21 protein-coding genes are annotated in these 25,226 nt (G+C 60.8%); 6 read left to right on the plus strand and 15 right to left on the minus strand.

What is annotated here, in order from left to right; all coding sequences use genetic code 11:
* Positions 1 to 330: 330 nt before the first annotated feature.
* From QB898_RS07110 to QB898_RS07120, 3 genes are all read right to left on the minus strand, one after another.
* Entirely contained in the window at positions 331 to 951 is a 621-nt protein-coding gene (locus tag QB898_RS07110; protein WP_279524381.1) for a hypothetical protein, read from the minus strand.
* A 211-nt stretch (positions 952 to 1,162) separates the two neighbouring features.
* Positions 1,163 to 3,892 (minus strand): cyanophycin synthetase, encoded by a 2,730-nt coding sequence (gene cphA / locus QB898_RS07115; protein WP_279524382.1) that lies wholly within the window; start codon positions 3,890 to 3,892, stop codon positions 1,163 to 1,165.
* 256 nt (positions 3,893 to 4,148) lie between these two features.
* Entirely contained in the window at positions 4,149 to 6,119 is a 1,971-nt protein-coding gene (locus QB898_RS07120; RefSeq protein ID WP_279524384.1) for a cyanophycin synthetase family protein, read from the minus strand.
* Between the two features lie 292 nt (positions 6,120 to 6,411).
* On the opposite strand from QB898_RS07120, the gene QB898_RS07125 reads away from it, so the two are divergent.
* Positions 6,412 to 8,724, plus strand: a complete 2,313-nt coding sequence (locus QB898_RS07125) for a cyanophycin metabolism-associated ABC transporter (RefSeq protein WP_279524385.1) — start codon at positions 6,412 to 6,414, stop codon at positions 8,722 to 8,724.
* On the plus strand, positions 8,721 to 9,188 hold the full coding sequence (locus QB898_RS07130; RefSeq protein ID WP_279524387.1) for a cyanophycin metabolism-associated DUF1854 family protein: 468 nt from the start codon (positions 8,721 to 8,723) through the stop codon (positions 9,186 to 9,188). The genes QB898_RS07125 and QB898_RS07130 overlap by 4 nt, the downstream gene beginning before the upstream one ends.
* Before the next feature lie 430 nt (positions 9,189 to 9,618).
* Here the strand turns inward: QB898_RS07130 and QB898_RS07135 are convergent, their stop codons facing one another.
* The 3 genes from QB898_RS07135 to QB898_RS07145 all read right to left on the minus strand — a co-directional run bounded on the left by QB898_RS07135 (position 9,619) and on the right by QB898_RS07145 (position 12,071).
* Positions 9,619 to 9,849 carry a hypothetical protein gene (locus tag QB898_RS07135; protein WP_279524388.1) on the minus strand — a complete coding sequence of 77 codons (231 nt, stop codon included), beginning with the start codon at positions 9,847 to 9,849 and terminating at the stop codon, positions 9,619 to 9,621.
* A gap of 284 nt (positions 9,850 to 10,133) precedes the next feature.
* On the minus strand, positions 10,134 to 10,571 hold the full coding sequence (locus QB898_RS07140; RefSeq protein WP_279524389.1) for a hypothetical protein: 438 nt from the start codon (positions 10,569 to 10,571) through the stop codon (positions 10,134 to 10,136).
* 111 nt (positions 10,572 to 10,682) lie between these two features.
* On the minus strand, positions 10,683 to 12,071 hold the full coding sequence (locus tag QB898_RS07145; protein WP_279524390.1) for a hypothetical protein: 1,389 nt from the start codon (positions 12,069 to 12,071) through the stop codon (positions 10,683 to 10,685).
* Between the two features lie 310 nt (positions 12,072 to 12,381).
* Here QB898_RS07145 and QB898_RS07150 point away from each other — a divergent pair, with 310 nt between their 5' ends.
* Complete coding sequence (locus QB898_RS07150; RefSeq protein WP_279524391.1) at positions 12,382 to 13,131, plus strand: IS5 family transposase; 750 nt, start codon at positions 12,382 to 12,384, stop codon at positions 13,129 to 13,131.
* Between the two features lie 227 nt (positions 13,132 to 13,358).
* Here QB898_RS07150 and QB898_RS07160 read toward each other — a convergent pair whose 3' ends face one another.
* The 8 genes from QB898_RS07160 to QB898_RS07195 all read right to left on the minus strand — a co-directional run bounded on the left by QB898_RS07160 (position 13,359) and on the right by QB898_RS07195 (position 21,176).
* Positions 13,359 to 14,657 carry a hypothetical protein gene (locus tag QB898_RS07160; RefSeq protein WP_279524392.1) on the minus strand — a complete coding sequence of 433 codons (1,299 nt, stop codon included), beginning with the start codon at positions 14,655 to 14,657 and terminating at the stop codon, positions 13,359 to 13,361.
* A gap of 163 nt (positions 14,658 to 14,820) precedes the next feature.
* Positions 14,821 to 14,982: a hypothetical protein gene (locus tag QB898_RS07165; RefSeq protein ID WP_279524393.1), complete on the minus strand. Its 162-nt coding sequence runs from the start codon at positions 14,980 to 14,982 to the stop codon at positions 14,821 to 14,823.
* 524 nt (positions 14,983 to 15,506) lie between these two features.
* Entirely contained in the window at positions 15,507 to 15,872 is a 366-nt protein-coding gene (locus QB898_RS13335; protein ID WP_428982759.1) for a hypothetical protein, read from the minus strand.
* Between the two features lie 36 nt (positions 15,873 to 15,908).
* On the minus strand, positions 15,909 to 16,154 hold the full coding sequence (locus QB898_RS07175) for a transposase (RefSeq protein WP_279524394.1): 246 nt from the start codon (positions 16,152 to 16,154) through the stop codon (positions 15,909 to 15,911).
* A 109-nt stretch (positions 16,155 to 16,263) separates the two neighbouring features.
* Complete coding sequence (locus QB898_RS07180; protein WP_279524395.1) at positions 16,264 to 18,273, minus strand: nitric oxide reductase activation protein NorD; 2,010 nt, start codon at positions 18,271 to 18,273, stop codon at positions 16,264 to 16,266.
* A gap of 37 nt (positions 18,274 to 18,310) precedes the next feature.
* Positions 18,311 to 19,120: an AAA family ATPase gene (locus QB898_RS07185; RefSeq protein WP_279524396.1), complete on the minus strand. Its 810-nt coding sequence runs from the start codon at positions 19,118 to 19,120 to the stop codon at positions 18,311 to 18,313.
* 152 nt (positions 19,121 to 19,272) lie between these two features.
* Positions 19,273 to 20,733 (minus strand): cbb3-type cytochrome c oxidase subunit I, encoded by a 1,461-nt coding sequence (locus QB898_RS07190; protein ID WP_050714644.1) that lies wholly within the window; start codon positions 20,731 to 20,733, stop codon positions 19,273 to 19,275.
* A gap of 26 nt (positions 20,734 to 20,759) precedes the next feature.
* Positions 20,760 to 21,176, minus strand: a complete 417-nt coding sequence (locus QB898_RS07195) for a c-type cytochrome (RefSeq protein ID WP_279524397.1) — start codon at positions 21,174 to 21,176, stop codon at positions 20,760 to 20,762.
* Between the two features lie 395 nt (positions 21,177 to 21,571).
* On the opposite strand from QB898_RS07195, the gene QB898_RS07200 reads away from it, so the two are divergent.
* The 3 genes from QB898_RS07200 to QB898_RS07210 all read left to right on the plus strand — a co-directional run bounded on the left by QB898_RS07200 (position 21,572) and on the right by QB898_RS07210 (position 23,819).
* A complete protein-coding gene (locus QB898_RS07200) occupies positions 21,572 to 22,306 on the plus strand; it encodes a YiaD family glycine zipper/OmpA-like lipoprotein (RefSeq protein WP_279524398.1) in 735 nt (244 codons plus the stop codon).
* Between the two features lie 9 nt (positions 22,307 to 22,315).
* Entirely contained in the window at positions 22,316 to 23,134 is an 819-nt protein-coding gene (locus QB898_RS07205) for a purine nucleoside phosphorylase YfiH/LACC1 family protein (protein WP_279524399.1), read from the plus strand.
* Between the two features lie 238 nt (positions 23,135 to 23,372).
* Positions 23,373 to 23,819, plus strand: a complete 447-nt coding sequence (locus QB898_RS07210; protein WP_279524400.1) for a hypothetical protein — start codon at positions 23,373 to 23,375, stop codon at positions 23,817 to 23,819.
* Between the two features lie 182 nt (positions 23,820 to 24,001).
* Here QB898_RS07210 and QB898_RS07215 read toward each other — a convergent pair whose 3' ends face one another.
* Positions 24,002 to 25,039, minus strand: coding sequence for an ABC transporter permease (locus QB898_RS07215; RefSeq protein WP_279524401.1), 1,038 nt, complete (start codon positions 25,037 to 25,039; stop codon positions 24,002 to 24,004).
* Positions 25,040 to 25,226: the final 187 nt, after the last annotated feature.

Below are 25,226 nucleotides of genomic sequence, written 5' to 3' on the forward strand. Positions count from 1 at the left end.
GCCCCGCTTCCCCTCATGCATTGCCTGCACCTGGCCCAGCCCGGCCTGGGGGGTTCGCGGCCATTCGCGTGCAGCTTGCGCACGGCTTGAATTGAGCGGGCTGGCGCTGAGCGGGCAGGACAGTCAAAGCGCTGTTTTTGCCAAGGCTGGCTGCCTGAAGTTCAGCGGACTATGGCTTGCGGCGCTTTGGGAGTCTGTTCAAAGCCCGTCCGTGGGTGCGAAAAGCGAGGCCTTTGGCTTTGCAAATTCTCAATGGGCCGCAGGACTCCCGTTTGCGGCTTGCGGCCCATCCCGGTCTGAGGCCCTCGCGGCCAGGTCATAAGCAGGCTCTTATGGCTGGCGCTGGTGCCAGACGGTGCGGTTCAGGGCAGTGGGCCAGCCTTGGGCGTCGCGGGGCAGGCGGTCGTCCACGTTGTCGCCAAAGCCGGTGATGTAGAGGCGGTCGCCCTCAATGCGGGCCAAATCTTTGTCGCGATTGTTATCCGTGGTTTCCCATATATAGAGGCGGTCGGCCTGCGTGCCGTCGGACAGGGTAACGCGGCCGGCAATTTGCATGTAGCCGGTTTCCGTTTCGGTTTTCACGGGCTGGCCCTGACAGGCTTGCCCCAGATATTCGCGCTCGGTTTCCGTCCACGCATAAAGGCCGTCGGGGCGGCGGGTAATGGTGACGTCGGAAATGGAGGATTTATAGGTGACCTGGCCCGCCTGCACGCTGGAGGATGAAATATGGCAGGCCATTTGCCACCGGCCTTCATAGGCAAAACTGGCAGAGGGCGTTGAAGGCGTAGGCGTAGGCGCGGGCGTGGGTGTAGGCGCGGGCGTAGGCCTGGGTGCAGGCGTAGGCGTGGATGTAGGCGCTGGAGTGGGCGCATCGGACGAATCGCTGCCGCCGCAGCCTGCCATCAGCGCGGCGATGACGAGCGGGGCGAGGAAAAAGACTTTTTTGTTCATGGCGCAACCTTTGCTGCATTGAAATGATTAAATGGATAATGAACAGGTTTTTCCATTCGTGGGCGAAATGGCTTCAACCTGCGGCGGCGGATTCTATGGATAAAAATATTAAATGCACATTTATTTTTGTTGAGTCGTCCGTGGTGCGCCAAAAATGAAAAAGGGCGCCTGAAAGCGCCCTTGCAAATTCATGCGGCTGGCCGCGCGCCGCTTACGGCGCGGCTTTTTTGCCGGTTCTGGCGGTTTTGCCGGTTTTGCCGGTTTTCGCGGCGGTTTTTTTCACAGCGGCTTTCCCGGCAGTTTTTGCAGCGGTTTTCGCAGCGGGTTTTTTGGGCGCGGCGGCCTTGGCGGCGCGCGGCTTGCGCGAGCGTTTGGCTTTGGCGGCGCGCTGCTGGATGTGGGCGAGCGCTTCTTGCACCTGGTCGATGAGGATGAGGCACAGATCGCCCGCTTGCAGGCGGTCGAGGGCGTGGTCGATGGCGGTGAATTCGCCGTGGATTTCTTCCACGTGGCTGGCGCGTTCGGCGCCTTGCAGGCCCTGGCGCAGCAGGGCGAGGACTTCGCCGTCGGCGCGGCCGCGCTGGCAGGCGTCCTGGTAGAGGATGACGTCGTCGAAGGCTGCGCCGAGGATGCGGGTTTGTTCGCGGATGTCTTCATCGCGCCGGTCGCCCGCGCCGCTGATGACGACGCTGCGGCGGCGCGCGGGCATGTTGCGGATGCCGCTGACCAGGGCGTTGATGGCGTCGGGGTTGTGCCCGTAGTCGGCGATGACGGTGGCGCCGGCGTAGTCGAAGATGTTGAAGCGGCCGGGCACGGCGCTTTGGTCGCTGGTGAAGGAGGCCAGGCCGCGCCGGATGGCGTTCCAGGGCAGGCCCAGGCTCCAGGCTGCGCCTACGGAGGCCAGCGCGTTTTCCACCTGAAAGCCGATGAGGCCCTTGTGGGTGATGGGCACGCGCGAGAGGGGCAGGCGTTTTTCAAAGCCGCGTTCGGCGCAGACGATGTCGCCGTCTTGCACATAGACCACGCGCTTGCCTTGCGCGAGGTGGGTTTTGATGACGGGGTGCTGGCCGTCTTGCGCGAAGAAGACGACGCTGCCGGGGCAGCGGGCGGCCATGGCGACGACGTTGGGGTCGGCGGCGTTGAGCACGGCGCTGCCGGTGGGAGCGACGTTGAGCACGATGACGCGCTTGAGCACCATCAGGTCTTCGAGCGTGGTGATGTAGTTCAGGCCCAGGTGGTCGCCCGCGCCGAGGTTGGTGACGATGGCAACGTCGCATTTGTCAAAGGCCAGTCCTTCGCGCAGCAGGCCGCCGCGCGCGGTTTCGAGCACGGCGGCGTCCACGTCGGGGTGGGCGAGCACGTTGCGGGCGCTGCGCGGGCCGGAGCAGTCGCCGGAGTCGATTTGGCGGCCGTTGGCATAGACGCCGTCGGTGTTGGTCATGCCCACGCGCAGGCCGTGGGTGGCCAGCAGGTGGGCCGTTAGGCGCACGGTGGTGGTTTTGCCATTGGTGCCGGTGACGGCCACGAGCGGGATGCGGCCATTGGCGCCGTCGCTGCCGCTGGGGAACATGTGCTCGATGACGGCTTTGCCCACGTCGCGCCCTTTGCCGAAGGAGGGGCTGACGTGCATGCGCAGGCCGGGGGCGGCATTGACTTCGACGATGCCGCCGCCTTGCTCTTCCAGCGGGCGCAGCACGCTTTCGCAGATGACGTCCACGCCGCAGATGTCCAGCCCCACGGTGAGCGCGGCTTCAATGGCGCGGGCGGCCACGTCGGGGTGCACGTTGTCGGTGACGTCGGTGGCGGTGCCGCCGGTGGAGAGGTTGGCGTTGTGGCGCAGGATGACGCGCTGGCCCCGGGGCGGCACGCTTTCGGGCGTGAGGTCTTGCCCCTTGAGGCAGGCGGCGGCGATGGCGTCGATGCGGATTTGCGTGAGCGAGGTGCCGTGGCCTTTGCCCCGGCGCGGGTCTTTGTTCACTTCGGCCACCAGTTCGCGCACGGTGTGCTTGCCGTCGCCGATGACCAGCGGCGGCTCGCGGCGGGCGGCGGCCACGAGCTTGTTGCCCACCACGAGCAGGCGGTAGTCGTTGCCGGAGAGGTATTTTTCGACCATGACGTCGCCGTACTGGGCCGCTTCCTGCCAGGCCAGCTCAAAGTGGGCGCGGCTGCTGATGCCGACGGTGACGCCTTTGCCCTGGTTGCCGCCTTGCGGCTTGACGACGACGGGCAGGCCCACTTCCTGCGCCACGGCCCAGCCGTCTTCCAGATCGGCGGCGGGGCGGCCCAGGGGCACGGGCACGCCGGCGGAGTGCAGCACTTTTTTGGTCAGGTCCTTGTCTTGCGCGATGGTTTCGGCGATGGCGCTGGTGCCGTCTTCTTCAGCGGCCTGGATGCGCCTTTGCCGCGCGCCCCAGCCCAGTTGCACAAGGCTGCCGCGCGTGAGCCGCCGGCAGGGAATGCCGCGCTTGAGGGCCGCTTCGACGATGGCGCCGGTGGAAGGCCCCAGGCGTTCGTCTTCGTCCAGATCGCGCAGCTCGGCCAGCGTGGCGGCGATGTCAAAGGCTTCGCCCGTGCAGGCGGCGCGGCACAGCTCTTGCGCGCGGGCGAAGGCCAGGCGCCCCACGGCTTCTTCGGTGTACTGCACTACCACCTGGAACACGCCCGGCTCTTCGGTTGGCGTGGTGCGGCTGAAGGTGACCTGGCAGCCCGCTTGCGTTTGCAGCGCCAGGGTGGCTTGCTCCAGCACGTGCGCCATGGATACGGGCTTGCTGGAGCGGGGCACGTGCAGCGCGCCCACGCGGGGAAAGCGCTCGCGCAGGCGTTTTTCAAACGCTTTGTCCAGGTTGCGCTCGGATTCGTCGCATGACACCACGGCTTCAATGGCGGTGTGGCGGCTCCACAGGTTCGGCCCGCGCAGGGCGCGGATGCGGGTGACTTCCATGAGGGGTTCCTCGAAAAAAACGGGGGCGGGGCGGAATGGACGCGGGGCAGGAACGATCAGGCCGGGGCGGGTCAGAAAAGCATCAGAAAGAGGAGCAAATTCAAGGGACTGAAAAGCGGCCTTGCGCTGTTTCCACTAGGACATCATGCTATGGATTAAGGAGCGAATACGGCTCTTCCAGCTTGTCCGGCGTGGGCCTTTGATTCTTTGCTTTGACCTTTCGCTTTGACCTTTCGGGTTTCTGCTTTCCGGTTTGTCAGTGATAGGCCGACATGGCCACGCTCTTGCGCATGTGCAGCAGGCCCGCGTGCACCAGTTCAATGGGCAGGTTCAGCGCCCAGGCGGCGGCCACGGCGGCCAGGATATGGCGGCGCACGTCGTCAGGCGCGTCGCAGCCGATGCGCGTGCGCGTGGAAGGCGGCACGGAAAGCATTTGCTCCGGCCCGCTGCCTTGCGCCAGCACCACGCCTTGCGGACGGGCGAAGACCACGCGGCCGCCGCGCGCGCGGTGGGCGGTGAGCGCGGGGTTTTGTTCGTCCAGGCTGAAGAGCAGCACTTCGCCGTCGCTGTATTCGGCCAGCGCCAGCACGGCGGGGTCATCGGCATTGAGCACGGCCGCGCCCGTGGGCAGCACCACATCGACTTGCGTGCGCGCCACGCCGGGCATTTGCCGCGCCTCGCTCACGTAGTGCTCCTGCAAGCCTTCGTGCGAGGGCATGGCCAGCACCACGCCCACCTGGCAGCGGTCGTACGGCAGCCCTTCGGCCAGGATGTGGCGGGGCGTGGTTTCAAACACGGCGGCCTGCACGGTGCGGTTGATGAGCATGCGCTCGCCGGCGTCGTAACCGCGCGAGTCGCTTTTGGAGAGCTGGCGCGCGCCCAGAAACAGCCCTTCCTGGCAGGCCAGCGCGGTGCGCAGCCCGTGCAGGTGCAGCCAGGAAGACACCAGGCGCGGCGCGAACGACGACGCGCCGCCGCCCAGCATGCCCACGATGGGGATGCGGCCGCTTTCGCCCAGCGGAAACAGGTGCTCCACGATGGCCTCGCCCACGGGCGGCGGGTCATAGACGCTGGGGCGCAGATGCATCCGCAGATCCGGCCCGGCGTGCACGCCCACGATCACGCCCTGGCCGGGCAGGGGCGCGGCCAGGTCTTGCGCCACCAGGTCCACGCCAGCAATGTCCAGCCCCGTCACGCGCACGGCCAGCGCGGCCAGCGCGGCGGTGCCGGGGTGAATTTGCGACGTGGCGTCGCTGCCGTTTTGCGTGCTGTGGGCTTCGGCGTAGCGCGTGGCGGCCACCACCCTGCCGCCGGCCACCAGCAGGCGGCAGGCGTGGCCGGGAATGAATTTCTCGACGATCACGTCATCGCCCAGCGCGTCGGCGGCTTGCCAGGCGGCCATGACCTGCTCGCGCGTGGAAAGGTTCAGCGCCAGACCGCGCTCGCGTCCGCCAATGGCGGATTTGACGGTGACGGGCAGGCCGATGTCTTCGGCGGCTTCCCAGGCGTCTTCGGCGCTGTTGGCCACGCGGCCTTCGGGCACGGGAATGCCCGCGCCTTTGAGCAGGCCGCGCAGCAGGTCTTTGTCGCGCGAGATGCCCGCTGCAATGGCGCTGGTACGGTCCGTGGTGGTGGCCCAGATGCGGCGCTGCGCCGCGCCGTGCCCGAGCTGCACCAGATTGCTCTCGTTCAGGCGGATGCAGGGAATGCCGCGCGCCAGCGCCGCGTCCACGATGCAGGCGGTGCCGGCGGAAAAGCAGCGCTGCTCGCCCAGCGCCTTCAGCCGGGCGATGGCGGCGGGCACGTCATACGGCGTGCCGTTGATGGCGGCCATGACCAGATCGCGCGCCGATTCCAGCGCCAGGCGGCCCACGGCTTCGTCAAACGCGCGGATCACCACTTTGTAGACCGCGTGCTCGCCCGTCATGCGGGTTTTGCCGAAGGCGGTGTTCATGCCCGCCTGCATTTGCAGCTCCAGCGCCACGTGCTCCATCACGTGGCCGGGCCAGGTGCCTTCGCGCAGGCGCTGCAGGAAGCCGCCGCGCTCGCCCACGCCGCACTTGTGTTCCACCAGCCCCGGCAGCCAGGCCGTCAGGCGCTCGTAGTAGCCGGGGATGGTGTTGGAGGGGAAGTCTTCCAGCTCGCCGATATCGAGCACCGCCTCGATGATGGAGCGGTAAGTCCACACGCTGGGGCCGCGCACCCAGTTCATGCGCAGAATCTTCATATCAGCGAATTTCCGTTGCGGCGCAGCCAGTTGCGCGCCATTTTCCGGTTTGCGCGCAGCGGCGGGAAGACCGGCGGTTTGGGCCTTGATCTGCAAAACGGGGCCAAAAACCGGGCCATAAAATGCGCCGCTTTCTTGCGGGCGGCCCTGGTCTGCATGCCGTTCGCCGCGCTGGGGGAGAAAACGCATTTCGTTCGTCCTTTGCCTGAGGTGTAGTTGTGTGCAAGGGCACGGATTGTCTCTATTTGCCGCGGCCGTGCCCTTGGCGGCTTTTGTTTCTTTTGTCACGAATATGTCTGCACACCAGCACGAAGCACGCCCCGGCGCCAGCATCAGCCTGACGGCGCTGGCGCAGGGCGCTTCCCTGCGGCCCGGCGAGAGCGTCTGGGCCGCCCTTGAAACCGATCTGGATGAGCGCCTGCGCTTTGGCAAAGGCGCTGTTTTGCTTACAAATGAGCGGATTCTGGCTTTTCAGGGCGATGAAAAAAAATGGCAAAGCCGTGACTTATTGCCCGGTCTGGCGCTTCAGCACACCGACCACGCGGGCGTAGGCACGCTGCAATTGCGCGATGCCAGCGAGCGCCTGGCCGTCTGGCGCTTCACGCTGGGCCGCAACCCGGCCGCGCTGGCGCTGCTGGCGCAGTTCGAGCACCTGATGCAGCAGCTGGACTTGCCGCCGCAAAAGCGCCAGCCCCTGCCCGCCGAGCCGCAGGAAGACGCGCCGGAGGCCGAAGACGAAAAACCGCCTTCCACCTGGACGCTGTTTCGCCTGTGGCGCTTTGCCCGCCCCTACAAGAGCCGTCTGCTGGCGGGCTTTGTGCTGACGCTGGCGGCCACGGCGGCCACGCTGGTGCCGCCTTACCTGACCATGCCGCTGATGGACAAGGTGCTCATCCCCTTCCAGAACGGGCAGGCCATCGACGCGGGCTACGTCGCCATGCTGCTGACCGGGCTGCTGGGATCGGCCCTGCTGGCCTGGGCGCTGGGCTGGAGCCGCACCTACATCCTCTCCGTCGTCTCTGAGCGCATGGGCGCCGACTTGCGCACCACCACCTACGACCACCTGCTGCGCCTGTCGCTCGAATACTTCGGCAGCCGCCGCACGGGCGACCTCATGGCGCGCATCGGCTCGGACACCGACCGCATCAACACCTTCTTGTCGCTGCACCTGCTGGACTTCGCCACCGACGTGCTGATGATGCTGATGACCGCCGCCATCCTCTTTTCCATCGACCCGAAGCTGGCGCTCGTCACCCTTGCGCCGCTGCCCGTCATTGCCTGGCTCATCCACACCGTGCGCGACCGCCTGCGCACCGGCTTTGAAAAAATGGCCCGCGTCTGGGCCGAAGTGACCAACGTGCTGGCCGACACCATTCCGGGCATTCGCGTCGTCAAGGCGTTTGCGCAGGAAGGGCGCGAAAGCGAGCGCTTCCGCACCGCCAACCGCCACAACTTCATCGCCAACGACCGGCTCAACCGCCTGTGGTCGCTGTTCACGCCCACTGTCACGCTGCTCACTGAAATCGGGCTGCTCATCGTCTGGGCCTTTGGCATCTGGCAAGTCAGCCGCCACGCCATCACCGTGGGCGTGCTCACGGCCTTTGTGGCCTACATCGGGCGCTTTTACACGCGGCTGGACTCCATGAGCCGCATCGTCTCGGTCACGCAAAAGGCGGCCACGGGCACGCGGCGCATTTTTGAAATCCTGGACCACGTCTCCAGCGTGCCCGAAGCGAAAAACCCCGTGCCGCTCGACAACGTGCAAGGCCGCATTGAAGTGCGCCACGCCGCCATGCGCTACGGCAACCGCTCCGTTATCCGCGACCTCAGCCTCACCATCGAACCGGGCGAAATGGTGGGCCTGGTCGGCCACAGCGGCTCCGGCAAAAGCACGCTCGTCAATCTCATCTGCCGCTTTTATGACGTGACCGAAGGCGCCATCCTGGTCGATGGCGTGGACTTGCGCCAGGTGCGCGTGGCCGACTACCGCCGCCACATCGGCCTGGTGCTGCAAGAGCCATTTCTCTTTTTCGGCACCGTGGCCGAAAACATCGCCTACGGCAAGCCTGAAGCCACGCGCGAGGAAATCGTGGCCGCCGCCCGCGCCGCCCACGCCCACGAATTCATCCTGCGCCTGCCGCAAGGCTACGACTCGCTCGTGGGCGAGCGCGGCCAGGGCCTGTCGGGCGGTGAGCGCCAGCGCCTGAGCATCGCCCGCGCGCTGCTCATCAACCCGCGCATCCTCATCCTTGACGAAGCCACCGCCTCGGTCGATACCGAAACCGAGCGCGAAATCCAGAAAGCGCTGGACAACCTCGTCAAAGGCCGCACCACCATCGCCATCGCCCACCGCCTCTCCACCCTCAACAAGGCCGACCGCCTCATCGTCATGGACAAAGGCCAGAAAGTGGAAGAAGGCGCCCACGACGAACTCATGGCCCGGCGCGGTCACTACTGGCGCCTCTACCAGGCCCAGGCGCGACAGGAAAAAGCCGAGCGCGAACGCATGCTGGCGGGCGCCGATCACGCCCATTTGGCCGCCGTTTTGGCCACAGACGCGCCCCCCGGCACATTCCCCAACCCACCCCAAGAGGCCGAGCAATGAGCGCTGACTTCACCCTGGAGCGCGACGCCTTTGGCCGCCTCATCCTCACCGACGCGGCAGGCCGCGCCCACACGGGCGTGGCCGCCGTGCGCGCCTTCCCCATCCACGCCCCCGAAGAAGGCATCAGCCTGCTGGACGCCGACGGCCACGAATGCGCCTGGATCGCCCGCCTGGCCGATCTGCCCCCGGCCGCGCGCGTCCTCGTGACCGAAGCGCTGGAGCAGCGCGAATTCATGCCAACCATCCAGCGCGTGCTGGCCGTCAGCAGCTTTGCCACCCCCAGCCACTGGCACGTGCAAACCGACCGGGGCGAAACCTGGCTCACCCTCAAAGGCGAAGAAGACATCCGCCGCCTGGGCGCCGACCTGCTCATCATCAGCGACGCCCACGGCGTGCAATACCTCATCCGCAAGCTGCAAGACATGGACCGGCAAAGCCGCAAGCTGCTCGACCGCTTCCTCTGAGCGCGCTCCGAACCACCTGCCGGGATGCCCCAAAAGCAGGAGCAAATTCAAAGGGGCTAAAAAGGCATCTCGCGCCCAGTCCACTAGGACATCATGCTCTGAATAAAGGAGCGAATTCGGGGTATATCTGCTGCCTGCTCCATGCCCTCTTTCCCCTTGCAGCCGGGCGCTAGGCAAGCCTTGCAGCAGCCCCAACCACGGGCCTGCCCTGCTTCACCGCGCCCTCATGAGATGAGGCCAGCTTCCTTGCGCATCTGTCAGCGCCAGACCGGCGCGCGTTCAATGGCGCGAAAACACCGTTTCCAGTGGCCGATACACACGCCCCTTCGTGCTGACGCTCACCTTGTCCCAGGCTGCAATGGCATAAAAGCGCTTGGTAGCGTTCAGCGTTAGTCCGCTTCACACGCCATTTGCAGCGGATTTTTTGTGCTCATTGTTTTGACAACCATGAAAATATTTTTCCTGCTGAATGGCGTGAAAATACCGATCGCATTGGACGGTACCGGCGGCCTTCTATATCAGAATAAACTTCATCCCAGGTTGCAATAGCATAAAAACGTTTATACCATCCCGTGGTTTCCCAGACCATGACGTGAATATGCGGCCTGCTGGAATCAAATCCCGCGCTGCGTTTCCAGCCTGGCCCCAGCAATTCATCCACCGAGCGGGCAATGTCTTCGTCGGTGGTTGTGGCATTGGTAATCAGCGACTGCCCATTAATGCCGCGCTTGGCTCCTCTGTCAATGAAATTTTCAGCCAGTTCGGTTGCTGCTTTCAGAAGCGGCGTTGAGCTTTCGTCCTCGTAGGATTGAATTCCACATTCGGCACAGACACGGACAGGGACACAGACACGGACAGGGACAGCAAGTCAGTTTTGTCGGGCGGCGAACATGCGGGCAGAGCCATTGCAATCAGGCGATGTGCAAGGCTGAACATGATCAATGGCTAATGGCGCGAAAACACTGACTGTATTGGGCGATACGGACGGCCTTCCGTGCTGACGCTGACTTCATCCCAGGCTGCAAGCGCATAAAAACGTTTATGCCATCCTGTGGTTTCCCAGACCATGACGTGAATATGCGGCCTGCTGGAATCAAATCCCGCGCTGCGTTTCCAGCCTGGCCCCAGCCATTCATCCACCGAGCGCGCAATATCTTCATCGGTGGTTGTGGCATCGGCAGCCAGCACTTGTCCATCCGCGCCGCGCGCTGCGCCTCTGGCCACGAAATCATGAGCCAGCCGGGTTGTTACCAAATCCAGCGGCAGCGTGCTTTCATCGCGAGAGTCAAAAGGCTCCACACCTGGAATCTGCAAGGATTTTAAATCGGCCATATGTTTTGAGCACGCCAAAAGTGCCAATATAAGAAAAATGAAAACAAGCAAGAGTCGCAAAGAGTTAAACATAAATAGCAAGAAATACAGTTGAGCACATTAATGATATTAATAACGGAGGTTGCGCAAACGCAGCCTCCGTTATTCAAATACACCTATAATTTATTGGGCGCGTACTTTGGCCGCTATGGCATTAAAAGCGGCTGTGGCTGGGCCACGATAATATTTTCCATTTGAATCTAGCGGCACGGCCAAGTCTTCTAATTTTTGCGCAAGTTCTGTTCGATTGTTGTTTGCTGCATTCACAGCTTCATCTATCATGGCGTCAGTCAATACTGGAGCCACACTTCCCGTTGGTCCTAAGCCTGCTGCACCTATGCTAGCATTCAAAATACTCTTGACAATAGATCCTGTCTTGGTAGCGTCAGCACTAAGTTTATCAACACTTGCTCGCAAGGCACCGGCATAATACCCTAGTGTTTCAGCGTTCTTATAGTAGGGTGTTCCTAGAGTTCCCGGATCTGTTTGTTCAAAAAAATAAATAGGCAATTGTCCTGTGCCTGCTCCTTTTAATTGAGCCAACTGTTCACCCAGAACCTTGGCCCCATCTTCTTGATTATTACGTAGCACTTCCGATACATATGTACAGAGTCTTGTCCCATATCTATCTTCCTTGAGCGAATCTGTGATGCCTCGTGGATCCGTGTTCATCAAGGTCGTCATGCGCCCCGTAATGTCCTGGATATTGGGGTTGGCCGCCGAGCCCACGAGAAGGGCGTTTTGAACGGCGCGCATGCGGGATACGACATCTGCCGCAGATGAAAATATTTTTCCCTTGACAGCAGCCTCTCCGCTTTTCGCTGCCCGGTCCAGCAGCTTATTGACGGTTTCAGTCCTATAGAACACGCTATAGCTGCCTTGACCGGTGTAAGTTGTCTCACTGACTCCAGCTTTAACCACATTGTTCAGCACGGACTGGGGCAGATTGTTGATGGCCTGATCAAATGAAGCGCGGCCTTCGGACGTGCCCGTGTCAAAGCTGTTGAGCACGGTCAGGATGGCTTTGGCATCTTTGTCCACCTTTTCCGTCATGGCTCCGCCAAGGGCAAAGGAGTGTCCGTAATCATTGTCAGCCGTGCGGGGCGACATGGCTTCGATATAGGCCCTGCGGCTTTGCAGCGAACCTTTATTGGCAACTGACTCGGCCAGCATCTGCGTGTCGTCGCGGCTGTCAAAGGCGCTGGCCAAGCGGGCCAGGTCTTTGCCTGTGCTGCTTTCGGCCAGCGTGTCGAACAGGGTGCGCTTTTCATCATGCGACAGGCCGCCAGCGCCAAAGATGCCTGTGGCATTGACGTCACTGGCCAATTCATTGAGGTCGGTATCTCCTAGATGGGTCAGCACGCCTTCTCGCTGGTCAGGCGGGAGCTGCCGGAGTTCATCCAGCGTCTTGTGCAAATTGTCATTGCGCGACATGCCCAATGTGCCGTCATTCAGGCTGCGGATTTGAATGTTGTAAGTGGTCTGAAAGGTTTCTCTGGTCAGGGTTGCCATAGTGTTGCTCCTTGCTTGGGTTGAAAACGTGGCTATTCAAACATTTCACGTAGGTTTGCGATAGCTGGGGTAACTATGCAGATGGCCCGAAATGGAGGCGCGGATATAAGTGGATACCCTGGGTTTTGGCGCAGCGCCCGAGGAGCGGCCGAGGAGAAAGGGGCGGCTATCATGTAACAATTTAATGCAAATTGCCCTGTTTTCGCGCTAATTCGCATCAATTGACGGGCAACACGCCCTCAAAAGACCTGAGAAGCCGTCCTCAAAGAGGGAATATGCGGCAAACAATCGTCATGTTCATTCAAGTGGCATGAGCGATAAGCAGTGGCAAGTGCTGGCCAAACACTTTGCTGAAATGAACAAGAGAGGACGTCCTCGGGAGCACAGCGCCCGAAACATGATTAACGCCATCTTCCATATACAAGCCACGGGTTGCCAGTGGCACGCACTACCCAAGGACTACCCGCCCTGCAAACAGGTCTGCAACACCTTTGCCCGCTGGCGTCGGCGCGGCGTGCGGGACGTTCTGCTGGCGCTGCTGCGCCAGCAAGTGCGCGCTAAGGCAGGAAGGCAGGCCAGGCCCAGCACAGCCATCATCGACTCTCAATCGGTCAAGACCGTCTCAAAAGGGGGCAGCGCGGATATGACCGCAGGCAAAAGAGTCAAAGGGCGCAAGCGCCACATAGCCTCAGACACAATGGGGCTGCTGCTGGCCGTGGTGGTGCACTCGACTGGCATCCAAGACCGGGCAGGAGTCAGGGCTTTGCAGATCAGGCTGTTCTTGTACTTTGAGAGTCTGAAGACCATCTTTGTCGATGGCAGCTACTCGTGCAGCCTGATCAATTGGGCACTGAGCATGTTGGGTTGGAACATGCAGGTGATCAAGCGCTGCCAGCAGCGCGTCTTCAGGGTATTGCCCAAGCGCTGGGTTGTGCAGAGGGCTTTTGCCTGGCTGAGTCAATCTAGAAGAATGAGCAAGGACTACGAGGTCAGCGTGGCTTCAGCCGAAGCATTTATCAAGATTGCTTGCATTCGGCGCATGGTCAGGCCCTTGAGATGATTTTGGGGACAGCCTCTCAGGCGGATCACGCCAAGGTATCTCAGCACGGCAGCGATAGAGTGCAGCATCGACAAACAGGCGAGATTGACTGCAGGGCATCCCATATGGCCAGCCCTGCCGGACAAAAGGTCTTGGACGTGTGCCCATTGGACATCTGTCAAGGCGTGTCACGCTCCTGATCATGTTACATGATCAGGATTTGAGACACGCCCTAAATATAAGAAAGCCTAACGAATAAATCCCCATAAATTATAGTAACCATTCCTTAGAATTCCTCCTGATGTTTCAGTAGGCAACTGCTCATATGCAGAAGAAACAACTAATGCTGCTTCACCATTATTGTTGTATGCAGCAACCATTCTAGGTAGAACTTGAACAGGATCGAATCCATTACGGCCATTAAGAGAGGGACCCGAAAAAGATCGAATTATCTTATTTGTTGCTGCACTGTACACACTCCAACGCCCCTCACCACTGATCGTAAGCAAATCTCCATTCCGATTAAATGTATTAACAAAAAAACCCGACCATTTTCCCAAGCAAGGAACGCCCTTAGGCAATTCTTGTTGGCTCCATTGGCCACCAACCCCATCTTTTACATAAACATAACATTTGTCACTATTAGCATCCGCAAACTCACCCCCTGGCATCAAGTTGTATGCATAAACGCGCCCGCCATCCCCTACGACCAAGGGAAAGACTTTGGCTGTATTCGCAATAAAACCTGCTGTATTATTGGCGCTTCCATCAAACCACGCGCGTCCAATATCGTTAACTTGCCAGTCATTTCCTACATCAGCAACCGCAACGAATCTAATATCTGATGAACCAATAGTTTGCACCCATTGTACAGCAGCATATCCTTTGTTAATATGTGCAGCGCTTAAACTACCTCCGCTTTGGCGCGAGTCCATAATTCGTACATCTTCAAACCCACCATCAAATGTTCCTCGAGAAACCATGACATTGACTCTACCAGTTTTTTGCTTAGCAGAAGAGGCCCAAATCATATTTCCGGAATTATCCATACTAAAAACTGATCGGTCTGCAACATTAATATTCTTGAAAATATGTCGTTGCCATTGTGTATGTCCCGCAGGCCGATAGCTAATCGCACGGCGCTCTACGATTTCACCTTTATCACTACCCTCCTTGGGTTCCCAATAAAGATGATGAATAGCAATATTTCCCGCATCATCTATAGCAGGCTCATGCACTTGAGAAAATCCTAATAGATCAGGAAAGTCTGTTAACGGTTCTGGAGCAGACCAAGTGCCTGTCGTGTTTTCATACCGTGAAAACATAAGAAATGTACATAAAGCAGGAGGTTTCTCATAGCTATCTGATAAACAGTTATTTTTTCCAAGCCAAGTAACAATAACATTCCCATTTGGAGATCCCGCGATACTTCCAACAATGAATCGCGAATGACTACTCGTACTCTCTCCTAATAACAGAGGGGTGCTCCACGTAGCTACGCCATCAGCATTTACCTTGCCGCGTATCACATAAACAGACGATGCCATTCCTTGCGTATTTGATCTAGTGGCATAAAGCATAGTAGCATTTCCAGCGTCATCCAATACAACGCCACTCCCTATTGTTGGCGTGTTTTGAGCTGTCTCTGCAGTAGCCGCAACTAATAATCGGCTGCTCCGCCACTTTTCAGCAATAACGGGCGCTTGAGGTTCAGGTGTTGGCGTAGCCGTTGGCGTTGGCGTAGCCGTTGGTGTTGGCGTAGCCGTTGGTGTTGGCGTAGCCGTTGGTGTTGGCGTAGCCGTTGGTGTTGGCGTAGCCGTTGGTGTTGGCGTAGCCGTTGGCGCAGGAACAGAATCTCCGCCACCGCCACAAGCAGCTAAAGCTGCAATCGCAGCAAGCATTAATAAATGCTTAGTACCAGGAATAGACTGAATCAACATTTTTCTCCTTCACAATATGCAATACAATAGAGTCGCTAACTTAGCGCAAACTGAATTTAAAAGCAAGATTAACATACTCTCTCATCAATCTGCTATCGATAATAGCATTTTTGTCTACATGTCACCGATTGAGTGACTACAATCCTGCACATGATCTCCTGCGCAGCTGGTACCGTGAATGTGAGATGCATGGACTGGAGGCTGATGTTGAGCGAGCGTTAGCAGTTTCCCCACACCTTCCAGCTCTTCTCCAGCTAGATGAAGCTGTGTTCAACATTTTGCATGAGCCTAAAGGCGCGAAGTCCGTGTCTCTTGATACGCTGTTACGTGCTCGCCCAAGACGTCCTCCAACCCCAAGCGCAAAGGTCGGTTCAGCGTAGCGACATCGCACAGCAGGTTTTGCTTTTGGTTCAAAATAGGTTCGCAAAGCTTGATACATTCTAACAATTGCTTGCCTTAACTTTCAATGCCTCGACGTGGGGCAAGCCTTGGATAGCTACCACAATGTGATGTTTGACGTTTAAAGACTGTCCTCAAAGCCATTCCAGAAGCCTGCATATGCCGAATGCAAGCGATCTTGACGAAGGCTTCAGCTGATGCCACGCTGATCTCGTAGTCCTTGTACTGCTTTCCCAATTGACTTATCTTGAGACACCAAAAGTACATAAACAGCCTGATCAGCAAAGCCTTGGCTCCCACCCGATCCTGAATACCTGCTAAAGGCGCCACCACGGCCAGCAGCAGTCCCATTGTGTCTACGGCAATATGGCGCTTGTGCCTTTTTGAGACGATCTTGACGGATTGGGAGTCGATGATGACCACGCTGGGTCCGGTCCGCCTGCTCGTCTTGGCGCGCACCTACTGGCGCAGCAGCGCCAGTAGCACGTCCCACACGCTGCGCTGGCACCAGCGAGCAAAGGTGTTGTAGACCCGTTTCCAGAGCGGATAGTTCTTGGGCAGCGCGCTACTGACAGCCAGTGGCTTGCATATAGAAGATGAGAAGATGGCGTTGATCATGTCTCGGGCGCTGCGCACCAGCAGCCTACCTGCGCGTTTACCTGCCGGAAAGTACTTTTGCACAATCTCCAACTGTTCATCGCTCATGTCGCTTAGGCACATGACAATCGTTTGCCGCAAACTCCATTTTTGAGGACAGCCTCTAAAGAGGTGCCACGTCTTGATGAAGAAGCATGCCCAGGATTTGATGGCGGCGCTACCGGGCGGCGGCGGTGAGCTTTACATACACCTGTGTGAGCGCGCGGGCGAGTTGCTCGGGGCGGTGGATGAGGGCAAAACCGCGTGAGCCGAAGAGATGCGGCAGGTAGCCGTGCGCCTGCTGGTCGATGGTGACGCAGAAGGGCACGAGGCCGGCCTGGCGGGCTTCGTGCACGGCGTGGCGGGTGTCTTCCAGACCGTAGCGGCCTTCGTATTGGTCCAGGTCGTTGGGTTTGCCGTCGGAGAGGATGAGCAGCAGGCGCTGGCGTTCGGGCCGCTGGCTGAGGCGTTTGGTTCCGTGGCGGATGGCCGCGCCCATGCGGGTGTAGTAGCCGGGTTTGATGGCGGCCACGCGCTCTTGCGCGGCGGTGTCCCAGCTTTCGCCAAAGCGTTTGAGTTCGTGGATGCGCACGTTGCGGCGCACGGACGAAAAGCCGAGCATTTCAAAGGGGTCGCCAACGCTGTCGAGCGCGCCGCCGAAGACAAGCAGGCTGTCGCGGATGAGGTCGATGACGCGGTCGTCTTGTGTGGCGTAGGCGTCGGTGGAGAGCGAGATGTCGGCCAGCACGACGCTGGCCAGGCTGCGCTCGGTGCGCATGCGCTGCGAGAAGATGGGGGGCGATTCGCTGTGGTGGCTGCCGTGGTGGTCTACGCGGAAGCGCACCCAGGCATCCAGGTCCAGTTCCTCGCCTTGCAGCAGGCCGTGCAGCCAGCGGGGGCCGGCGCGCAGGGCTTCAAAGCGGCGGCGCACCTGGCGTTCGGTAGCGCGGAGTTTGTAGCGGTCGATGGCGCTCGGTTCGCGTTTTTTGGGGTCGTCGCCGGATTGCGCTTGCGCCGCCTGCTGGGCGGTGTCGGCTGTTGTGCCGCTGGCTTTTTCTGCGCTGGCTTCTGCGATTTTGTCTTCGGAGCGGGGGCGCAGGCGCTGTGCGCGGCATACGTCGGGGCGCAGTGTGTGGGCTTTGAAGTCCCATTCGGGCAGGGGTTCGCCTTCGCCCACGGGCAGATCGTCCCAGGCGGCGCTGGGCAGGTCGAGGTCGAACTTGACGCGCGCGGCCAGCGTTTCGCCGCCTTTGGCGATGGCGAGTTCGTCCATGTCGTCGGCCACTTTGGTGGCGTCGTGATCGTCTTGATCGTCGCCCGCGCGATTGACGCGAACGAATTCGCCCCAGCTCAAGATGGATTCGGCGCGGAAGAACATCATCAGCCCGTTGCGGTTGCTGGTGTCTTGCGTGCGGCTGGCGCGGCGGCGCTTGTTGTCTTGCTGGGTGTGTTTGTTGTTGCGCGGGCGGGCGGCATCAGGGTCGTCGTCGCGCGCAGGGCCGGCGGGCGGGGGGGCGGCATGAAGCAGCCAGAGCCAGACGGGCGCGGTATCGACGGCGTGGACGATAGCCGTGTTTTCCGGCACGCCGGGCAGCGGCTGGGCCGGGTCGCTCCAGGCTGGCGATTGGGGGCCGGCGGCGGCAAAGTCGCGCAGGGCCTTGAGCGTTTGCACGATGGCGCGCTCGGCCCGCTGGCCTGCCGTGCTTTTTATTTTTTCGGGCGGGGTGCGCTGGGCCAGGTGGGCATCGACCAGGCGGCAAAAGCGCACGCGCAGGCCGGGGTAGGTGCGCAGGGCGCGGCGGGCAGCAGCCACGTTGTCGGCCAGCCAGCCCGCAGACGTGGTTTCATGACTGGCGGCAAGAGCGGCCAGCCACAGGTAAAGGGCACGGTTGAGTTCGCGGCTGTCGAACACGGCAATGGTTGGCGGCAAAGCCAGGGTTTCGCCGTCCAGCGAGGTGACGGCGGCGCGCTCGCCATAGCCCGCGATTTTCTGAACCCAGCTGCGCCGCCCGCCGATTTTTTGTGCCGAAGCGGTCGCCACGCGCACGGCAGCGTCGCCCCCGGCTGCGCGAAACAGCAATTCAACGGCACGGGTCACGTCCTCCAGCGGCACGGCCGCTTCCATGAAGGAAGGGTCCGCCACGCGCATGATGAGGCGGTGCCAGCGTTCGCCCACCCACTCTTCCATGATGCTTGCTCCGTTGTTGCGGCTTTTTTGAACCCGTTCAGTCTTGCGGCGCCCACACGGCCTGCACGACTTCATCGAGGGCGGCGGCGGTGTCGTGGTCGTCGGTGAGGGCATCGACGATGGCGGCGCGGCAGGCGGTGCGTTCGTCCAGCCCGGCCACGATCAGGCGGCCTGCCACCACCAGCAAGCGCGTGCTGACGGTTTCTTCAAGGTCTTGATCCGTCAGGCGGCGCAAGGCCGTGGCCAGCCGCACCAGGCGCGTAGCCAGCTCAGGGCTGGCATGGGCTTCTTTTTCGATGATGCGCTGCTCCACATCAGCCACGGGGTAGTCAAAGCCCAGGGCCACAAAGCGCTGGCGCGTGCTGGGCTTGAGGTTTTTGAGCAGGTTCTGATAGCCAGGGTTGTAGGAGACGACCAGCATGAAGCCGGGCGGCGCTTGCAGCAGCTCGCCCGTGCGCTCGATGGGCAGGATGCGGCGGTCGTCAGTCAGCGGGTGGAGCACGACTGTGGTGTCTTTGCGGGCTTCCACCACTTCGTCCAGATAGCAGAGGGCGCCCTGGCGCACGGCGCGCGCCAGCGGGCCGTCAGACCAGACGGTGTTGCCGTCGCCGATGAGAAAGCGCCCAACGAGGTCGGCGGCCGTCAGGTCGTCATGGCAGCTCACGGTAATCAGCGGGCGGCCCAAGCGGGCGGCCATGTGTTCCACAAACCGCGTTTTGCCGCAGCCCGTGGGGCCTTTGAGCAGCACTGGCAGGCGCTGCCGGAATGCGTGTTCAAACACGCGGCATTCATCGGCCTGTTCGGCATAAAACGGAATGGCGGCCTGGGCCTGATCGGTTGCGGACATCGGCTTTCTCTCTTGGTGAAACGACAAAAGGCTGAAAAAAAATCGCCGCTCCCTCTTGCAGGTTGCGGCGATCGGGATCGTCAGACAGATGGGGGGCGCATCACGGGTTTTTCAACGCTCCGCGCATCTGTCATTGCTGGCGCACTGCGGTTTTATTCACCGTGGCGCACGCGTTGGGCCACGCCGGGCATCACGCCGCCACGGCGGCCATACCAGTTGCCTTCCACCGGCTCGCCGCCGATGAAGAAGCTGGCGAGATACAGCACCAGACCGATCAGGAAGGCTACGCCGCCAAACAGGCGCACCCAGTAGAAGAAGACGATCTGGTCTTGCGCGGCCATGAAGGCCATGGCGCCATCGGTCGGGAAGCGTTGCAGGTAAATCTGCACCGCGCCGGCCAGCGTCAGCGCCAGGGTAATCACGCCCATGCCGACGCTCATGATCCAGAACGACCAGATTTCCACCGTCTGCGAAGCGCGGCTGTTGGCCACGCGGCCGCGCAAGGTGGGCATGGCGTAGCTGATCAGGCAAATCACCACCAGCGCATAAGCGCCATAGAAAGCCAGGTGGCCGTGCGAAGCCGTCAGCTGCGTGCCGTGCGAGTAGTAGTTCACCCACGAGAGCGTGTGCAGGAAGCCCCAGATGCCAGCGCCCAAAAAGCCCAGCACCGTGCAGCCCAATGCCCACACCACGGCAGCCTGGTTGGCGTGGTCACGGCGGCGGCGCTGAACCATGCGGTAGGCAAACAGCGTCAGCAGGAAGAAGGGAATCGGCTCCAGCGAGGAGAAGATGTTGCCGACCAAGTGCCAGTAGCCCGGCAGGCCGATGAAGTAATAGTGGTGAGCCGTGCCCAGAATGCCCGAGAACAGGGCCGTGGCCATGATCACGTAAATCCACTTGTCCACCACTTCGCGGTCAGCGCCAGTGGTCTTGATGAGCACGTAGGCCAGCAGCGAAGCCAGAATCAGCTCCCACACGCCTTCCACCCAGAGGTGAACCACGAACCACCAGTACATCTTGTCGCGCACCAGATCGTGCGGGTTGTAGAACGAGAACAGGAACATCAGCGCCAGGCCCCACAGCCCAATCATCAGGATGGTGGTGACAGTGGTCTTGCGGCCTTTCAGATAGGTCATGCTCAGGTTGAACAGCATGGCCAGCGCCACGATGACGATGCCCACCTTGGTCGGCAGCGGCTGCTCCAGAAACTCGCGGCCCATGGTCATGAGCAGGTCATTGCCGGTCAGCTCCGCCAGCCGGGCGTAGGGCACCAGCAGATAGCCCAGGATGGTGGCTGCGCCTGCTGCCAGGAAAATCCAGAACATCAGCAGCGCAAGTCCAGGGCTGTAAAGCTCGGTTTCCGCTTCTTCGGGCACCATGTAATAGGCTGCGCCCATGAAGCCGAACAGCAGCCACACGATCAGCAAGTTCGTGTGCACCATGCGGGCCACATTGAACGGAATGTGCGGGAACAGAAAGTCGCCGTAGATGTACTGCACGCCCATGACCAGACCAAAAATGATCTGGCCCACAAACAGGCCCAGCGCCGCAATGAAATACGGCTTGGCAACCGCCTGCGACTTGTATTTGAGGGTAAAGGTGGTATTGCTCATGATGGATGAATCCTCTCGTGCGGCGATCAGCCTTCGATATTGGGCGGCCAGCTTTCAGTATCGATTTCGCCGGTCCATTTCAGGAACTCGACGAGGTCGTCGAGCTGCTCATCCGTCAGGTTGAACTGCGGCATCTGGCGGCGGCCCTTTGCGCCCAGCGGCTGCGCCTGCATCCAGCCTTTGATGAACTCGGCGCCGCCATCGTCGCCGCCTCGGCGCTTGTAAACGTTGCCCAGCTCCGGCGCGAAATACGCGCCCTCGCCCAGCAGCGAGTGGCAGCCCACGCAGTTGCGCGTTTCCCAGATTTTCTTGCCGCGCACCACCGCTTCGCTCATTTGCGACTGGTTGCTGCGCTCCGGAATGCGGCGTTCGGAATCAAACACCAGCCCGATGAAGATGAAAATGAAAAACAGCGACCCACCGTAGAAGATGTTGCGGGCCATCTGCTTGGTGAACCCGCTTGATGCTCCTGAACTCATGGTTCAATTTCTCCGAGGTTGAAAAACGACGGTGGAGCATAGCGAATCTCAAAAACCCATCCTTGAAACAAGTCAAATACGCCGGATTTCCATCGGCTCGGTCTCTGAAGGGGAAATTTATATTGATAATAACAATTCTCATTTGTGAATAAAAAGATGAATTCCTCCCGCCGCGATATACGCATTTGTGGCGCTTTTTTCGCGAAAGGCCATGCGCCTGGCCTTCCTGCCTTCCTGCCTTCCTGCCTTCCTGCCTTCCTGCCTTCCTGCCTTCCTGAGCAGCATGCGCCGGACCGATACGCCAGCGCCCTGCCCTGCTAGCATGCCCGCCCCTGTTTCACTCGCAAAGGAGATTTGCCATGACCTCATCCCCAAGCCCCTGCGCCGCCCGCCTGCTGGCCGCCGCCTGCACCGCCGCCGTGCTGGCTGGCTGCGCCAACGTCACTGAAGGGCAGCGCAACGTCATGATCGGCACCGGCGTGGGCGCGGCGGCGGGCGGCCTCATTGGCGATGGCCGGGGTGCGGCCATTGGCGCGGCCGTAGGCGCGCTGGGCACCTACGCCTGGACGCAGTACATGGAAAACAAGCGCCGCGACATGGAGCGCGTGACCGCAGGCACCGGCGTCAGGGTGGAGCAGACGGCCGACAACCAGCTCAAGCTCAGCGTGCCCAGCGACATTTCCTTTGCCACCAACAGCGCGCAAATCGTCTCTGGCCTGCGCCCTGTGCTGGACACCTTTGCCAACGGCCTGAGCCAGCAGCCGGGCCTGGAAATCGTCATCGTCGGTCATGCCGACAGCAGCGGCAACGACGCCATCAACGACCCCCTGGCCCGCAACCGCGCCGCCAGCGTGCGCGACTACCTCGTTTCTCGCGGCGTCAGCAGCGCCCGCATCCAGACCGAAGGGCGCGGCTCGCGCGAACCCATCGCCAGCAACGCCACTGCCGAGGGCCGTGCGCGCAACCGCCGCGTGGAAATCTTCCTGGCCGAACGCGCCCAGCAGCAACCCGCCTACCAGCAGCCAACACATCAGCAACCCGCGTATCAGCAGCAGCCCGGCTACTCCACTCCCGTCGGCACTCCCATGAATTGATGAGGCCTCATGAGCCGCCTCCCGCTGCCCGCAGACTGGCTCGTGCCGGACTGGCCCGCCCCGCCCGGCGTGCGGGCCGTCTGCACCACACGCTCTTGCCCAGCAGGTGACGCGCCGTCGGCCGCGCCCTGGGGCGGCTTCAACCTGGCGGATCACGTCGGCGACGCACCGCAGGCCGTGGCCTCACACCGCGCCGCGCTGGCCGCCTGCACGGGCGCGCGGCCTGTTTTTCTGAAGCAGATGCATGGCTGCCACGTAGCGGAACTTGATGCGTACGCGCCTGACGGCCAGCCTGCTGATGCCGCCGTTACCGCCAGCTCCGGCGTAGCCTGCACCGTCATGGTGGCCGACTGCCTGCCCGTGCTGCTGGCCCGCGCGGATGGCGCGGCAGTGGCTGCCGCCCATGCGGGCTGGCGCGGGCTGGCGGGCGGCGTGATCGAAGCTGCGGCGCAGGCCGTGCGTCGCCTGGGGCCGCACCCGCCCGCATCTGCAGCGTCCGCCACATCCGCCGTCGAAGTCGTGGCCTGGCTAGGCCCCTGCATCGGCCCTGACGCCTTTGAAGTCGGCCCCGAAGTGCGCGCTGCCTTCACCGCCGCCCGCCCTGAAGCCGCCGCCTGCTTTTCCCCCCGCCCCGGCGGCAAATGGCTGGCCCATCTGCCCGCCCTCGCCCGCCAACGGCTGGCCGCGCTGGGCATTCCCACCTGGGGCAACGACGGCAGCCCCGCCTGGTGCACCTTCAGCCAGCCGCAGCTTTTTCACTCCTATCGCGCCCGCCCCGTTACGGGCCGCATGGCCGCCTGCGTCTGGCTGCAAGCCGGGCACCCCTGAATTCATCCCGCTCAGGTAACAACCGTGCGGCCCAGTGCCGCTCAGGCGTATTAAAAACCGGAGCAAATCTAGCGGGTATAAAAATCCCGCTTGCGCCCGTTCCACTAGGACCATCAGCTATGTATTTGATAGCTGATTCAGGCTTCTTTCAGCGCCCGCCGCCTGCAATAACGTCCGCCGTTTACCAGTTTGGGTTGTTGCTGCCTACAAGATCGCAGAGACTCAATTGTTTGAAAGCATGCTGCCTCTGAATTCGCATCATGCAGCCGGCCTCCAGACTGGCTCATTAGGTGACACAGCAATCTGTTTTGTAGGCGAGAATTCAGTCATTACAACCTGCGAAATGAAAATGAAGCGCGTCACGCAAGACGACATTGACGCGGCTGCAGCCAAGATAACCAGAGCGCCAACCAGAATTCACAACTGTCTGTTTGTCACCACGGATGCAATCAACCCTATGGTGACTGAATACACCGCAACGTTTTGCGAAAAACTGGCAGCATTGAGATTGTCATTTTTGATTGCATCGAATGTCTGCAGCACTTTCTGCACCATTCCATCGCATTCGAAAGAATTACCTCAACGCTTATCAGAAACTGGTTTTAGACGAGCCAGATTCATCTGCCGGCCAAACGTTACAAGAAGCATTTCCGGGATTGCGCCAGACTGCGAAAGCAGTGAATGAATTCAGCAGATTCAGAAATCTGCAAGGCAATAAAAGAGCTTCGTCCAACCATTACGCAAATCCCAAAACACAGATTTGCTGCATATGCAATAGCAAGCTATCCAGCCCGTACCCGGACGTCTCAGTCGTCAGACTCCTCAAACTCGCTCCAGAAACTGAAGCAAGATCAGTGTTTCCCTGGTTCACGCCTGCGCCTTGCGCGGGTCCAGCGCGTCGCGCAGGGCGTCGCCCGTGAAGGTGAGCAGCAGCAGGGTGACAACCAGCACGCCGAAGGTGGAGAGGGAAATCCACCAAGCGTCGATGTTGTTTTTGCCCTGGCTAAGCAGCTCGCCCAGCGAAGGGGTGCCGGGCGGCACGCCCAGGCCCAGGAAGTCGAGCGAAGTCAATGCCAGAATGGCCGCGCTCATGCGAAAGGGCAGGAAGGTGACTACGGGCGTCAGGCTGTTGGGCAGCAGGTGCCACCACACCAGCCGCCAGCGCGACACGCCCAGCGCGCGGGCGGCGCGCACGTAGTCCAGCTGGCGGTTGCGCAGGAATTCGGCGCGCACGTAGTCCGACAGGCCCATCCAGCCAAACAGGCCCAGCAGCACGATCAGCAGGCTCACGCTGGGCGATAGCACGGCGCTGAAGATGATGAGCAGATACAGCTCCGGCATGGCGCTCCAGATTTCAATGAAGCGCTGGCCCGCCAAATCCACCTTGCCGCCAAAAAAGCCCTGCGCAGCGCCTGCCGCCACGCCCAGGGCCACGCCCAGGGCGGTAAGCGCCAGGCCAAAGAGCGCGCTGACGCGAAAGCCGTACAGCAGCTGCGCCAGCAAATCGCGTCCGCGATCATCGGTGCCCAGCCAGTTTTCGCGCGAAGGCGCGGCGGGCGCGGGCGCGTCTGAAAAGTAGTTGATGGTCTGCGCGCCATACGGATTGGGCGGATAAATGGCCCAATTTCCGGGTTTTTCAAATTGCTGGCGAATATAGGGATCAAGATAATCAGTTTCCGTGTGGAAATCGCCGCCAAAAACCGTTTCCGGATAGCTTTTGAATATTGGAAAGTAATAAGCGCCTTCGTAGCGCAATATCAGCGGCTTGTCGTTGGAAAGCAGCTCCGCCAGCAGGCTGAGGGCCACCAGCACGGCAAAAGCCATCAGGCTCCAATACCCCAGCCGGTGGCGCTTGAAGCGCAGCCATGCGCGGTGGGCAGGGGAAAGCGAGGCGAAATCAGGCATGAGTCAAATGCGGGCCGCTTATTCCTCAAGACATTCTTATCCGAATTATCCAAAACGGATTCAAGGTTTATTTTCAGACTGTTTTATTCAATTGTGAAGATGCCATGATTGCTCATGATGCCTGCCAAGCTCATCAAATAGTTTGCTCAAACTGGCATTGATAATCGTTGTTCCGTTTTGAAGCGCT

The sequence above is a fragment of the Ottowia cancrivicina genome (assembly GCF_029813755.1).
GTDB lineage: Bacteria > Pseudomonadota > Gammaproteobacteria > Burkholderiales > Burkholderiaceae_C > Ottowia > Ottowia massiliensis.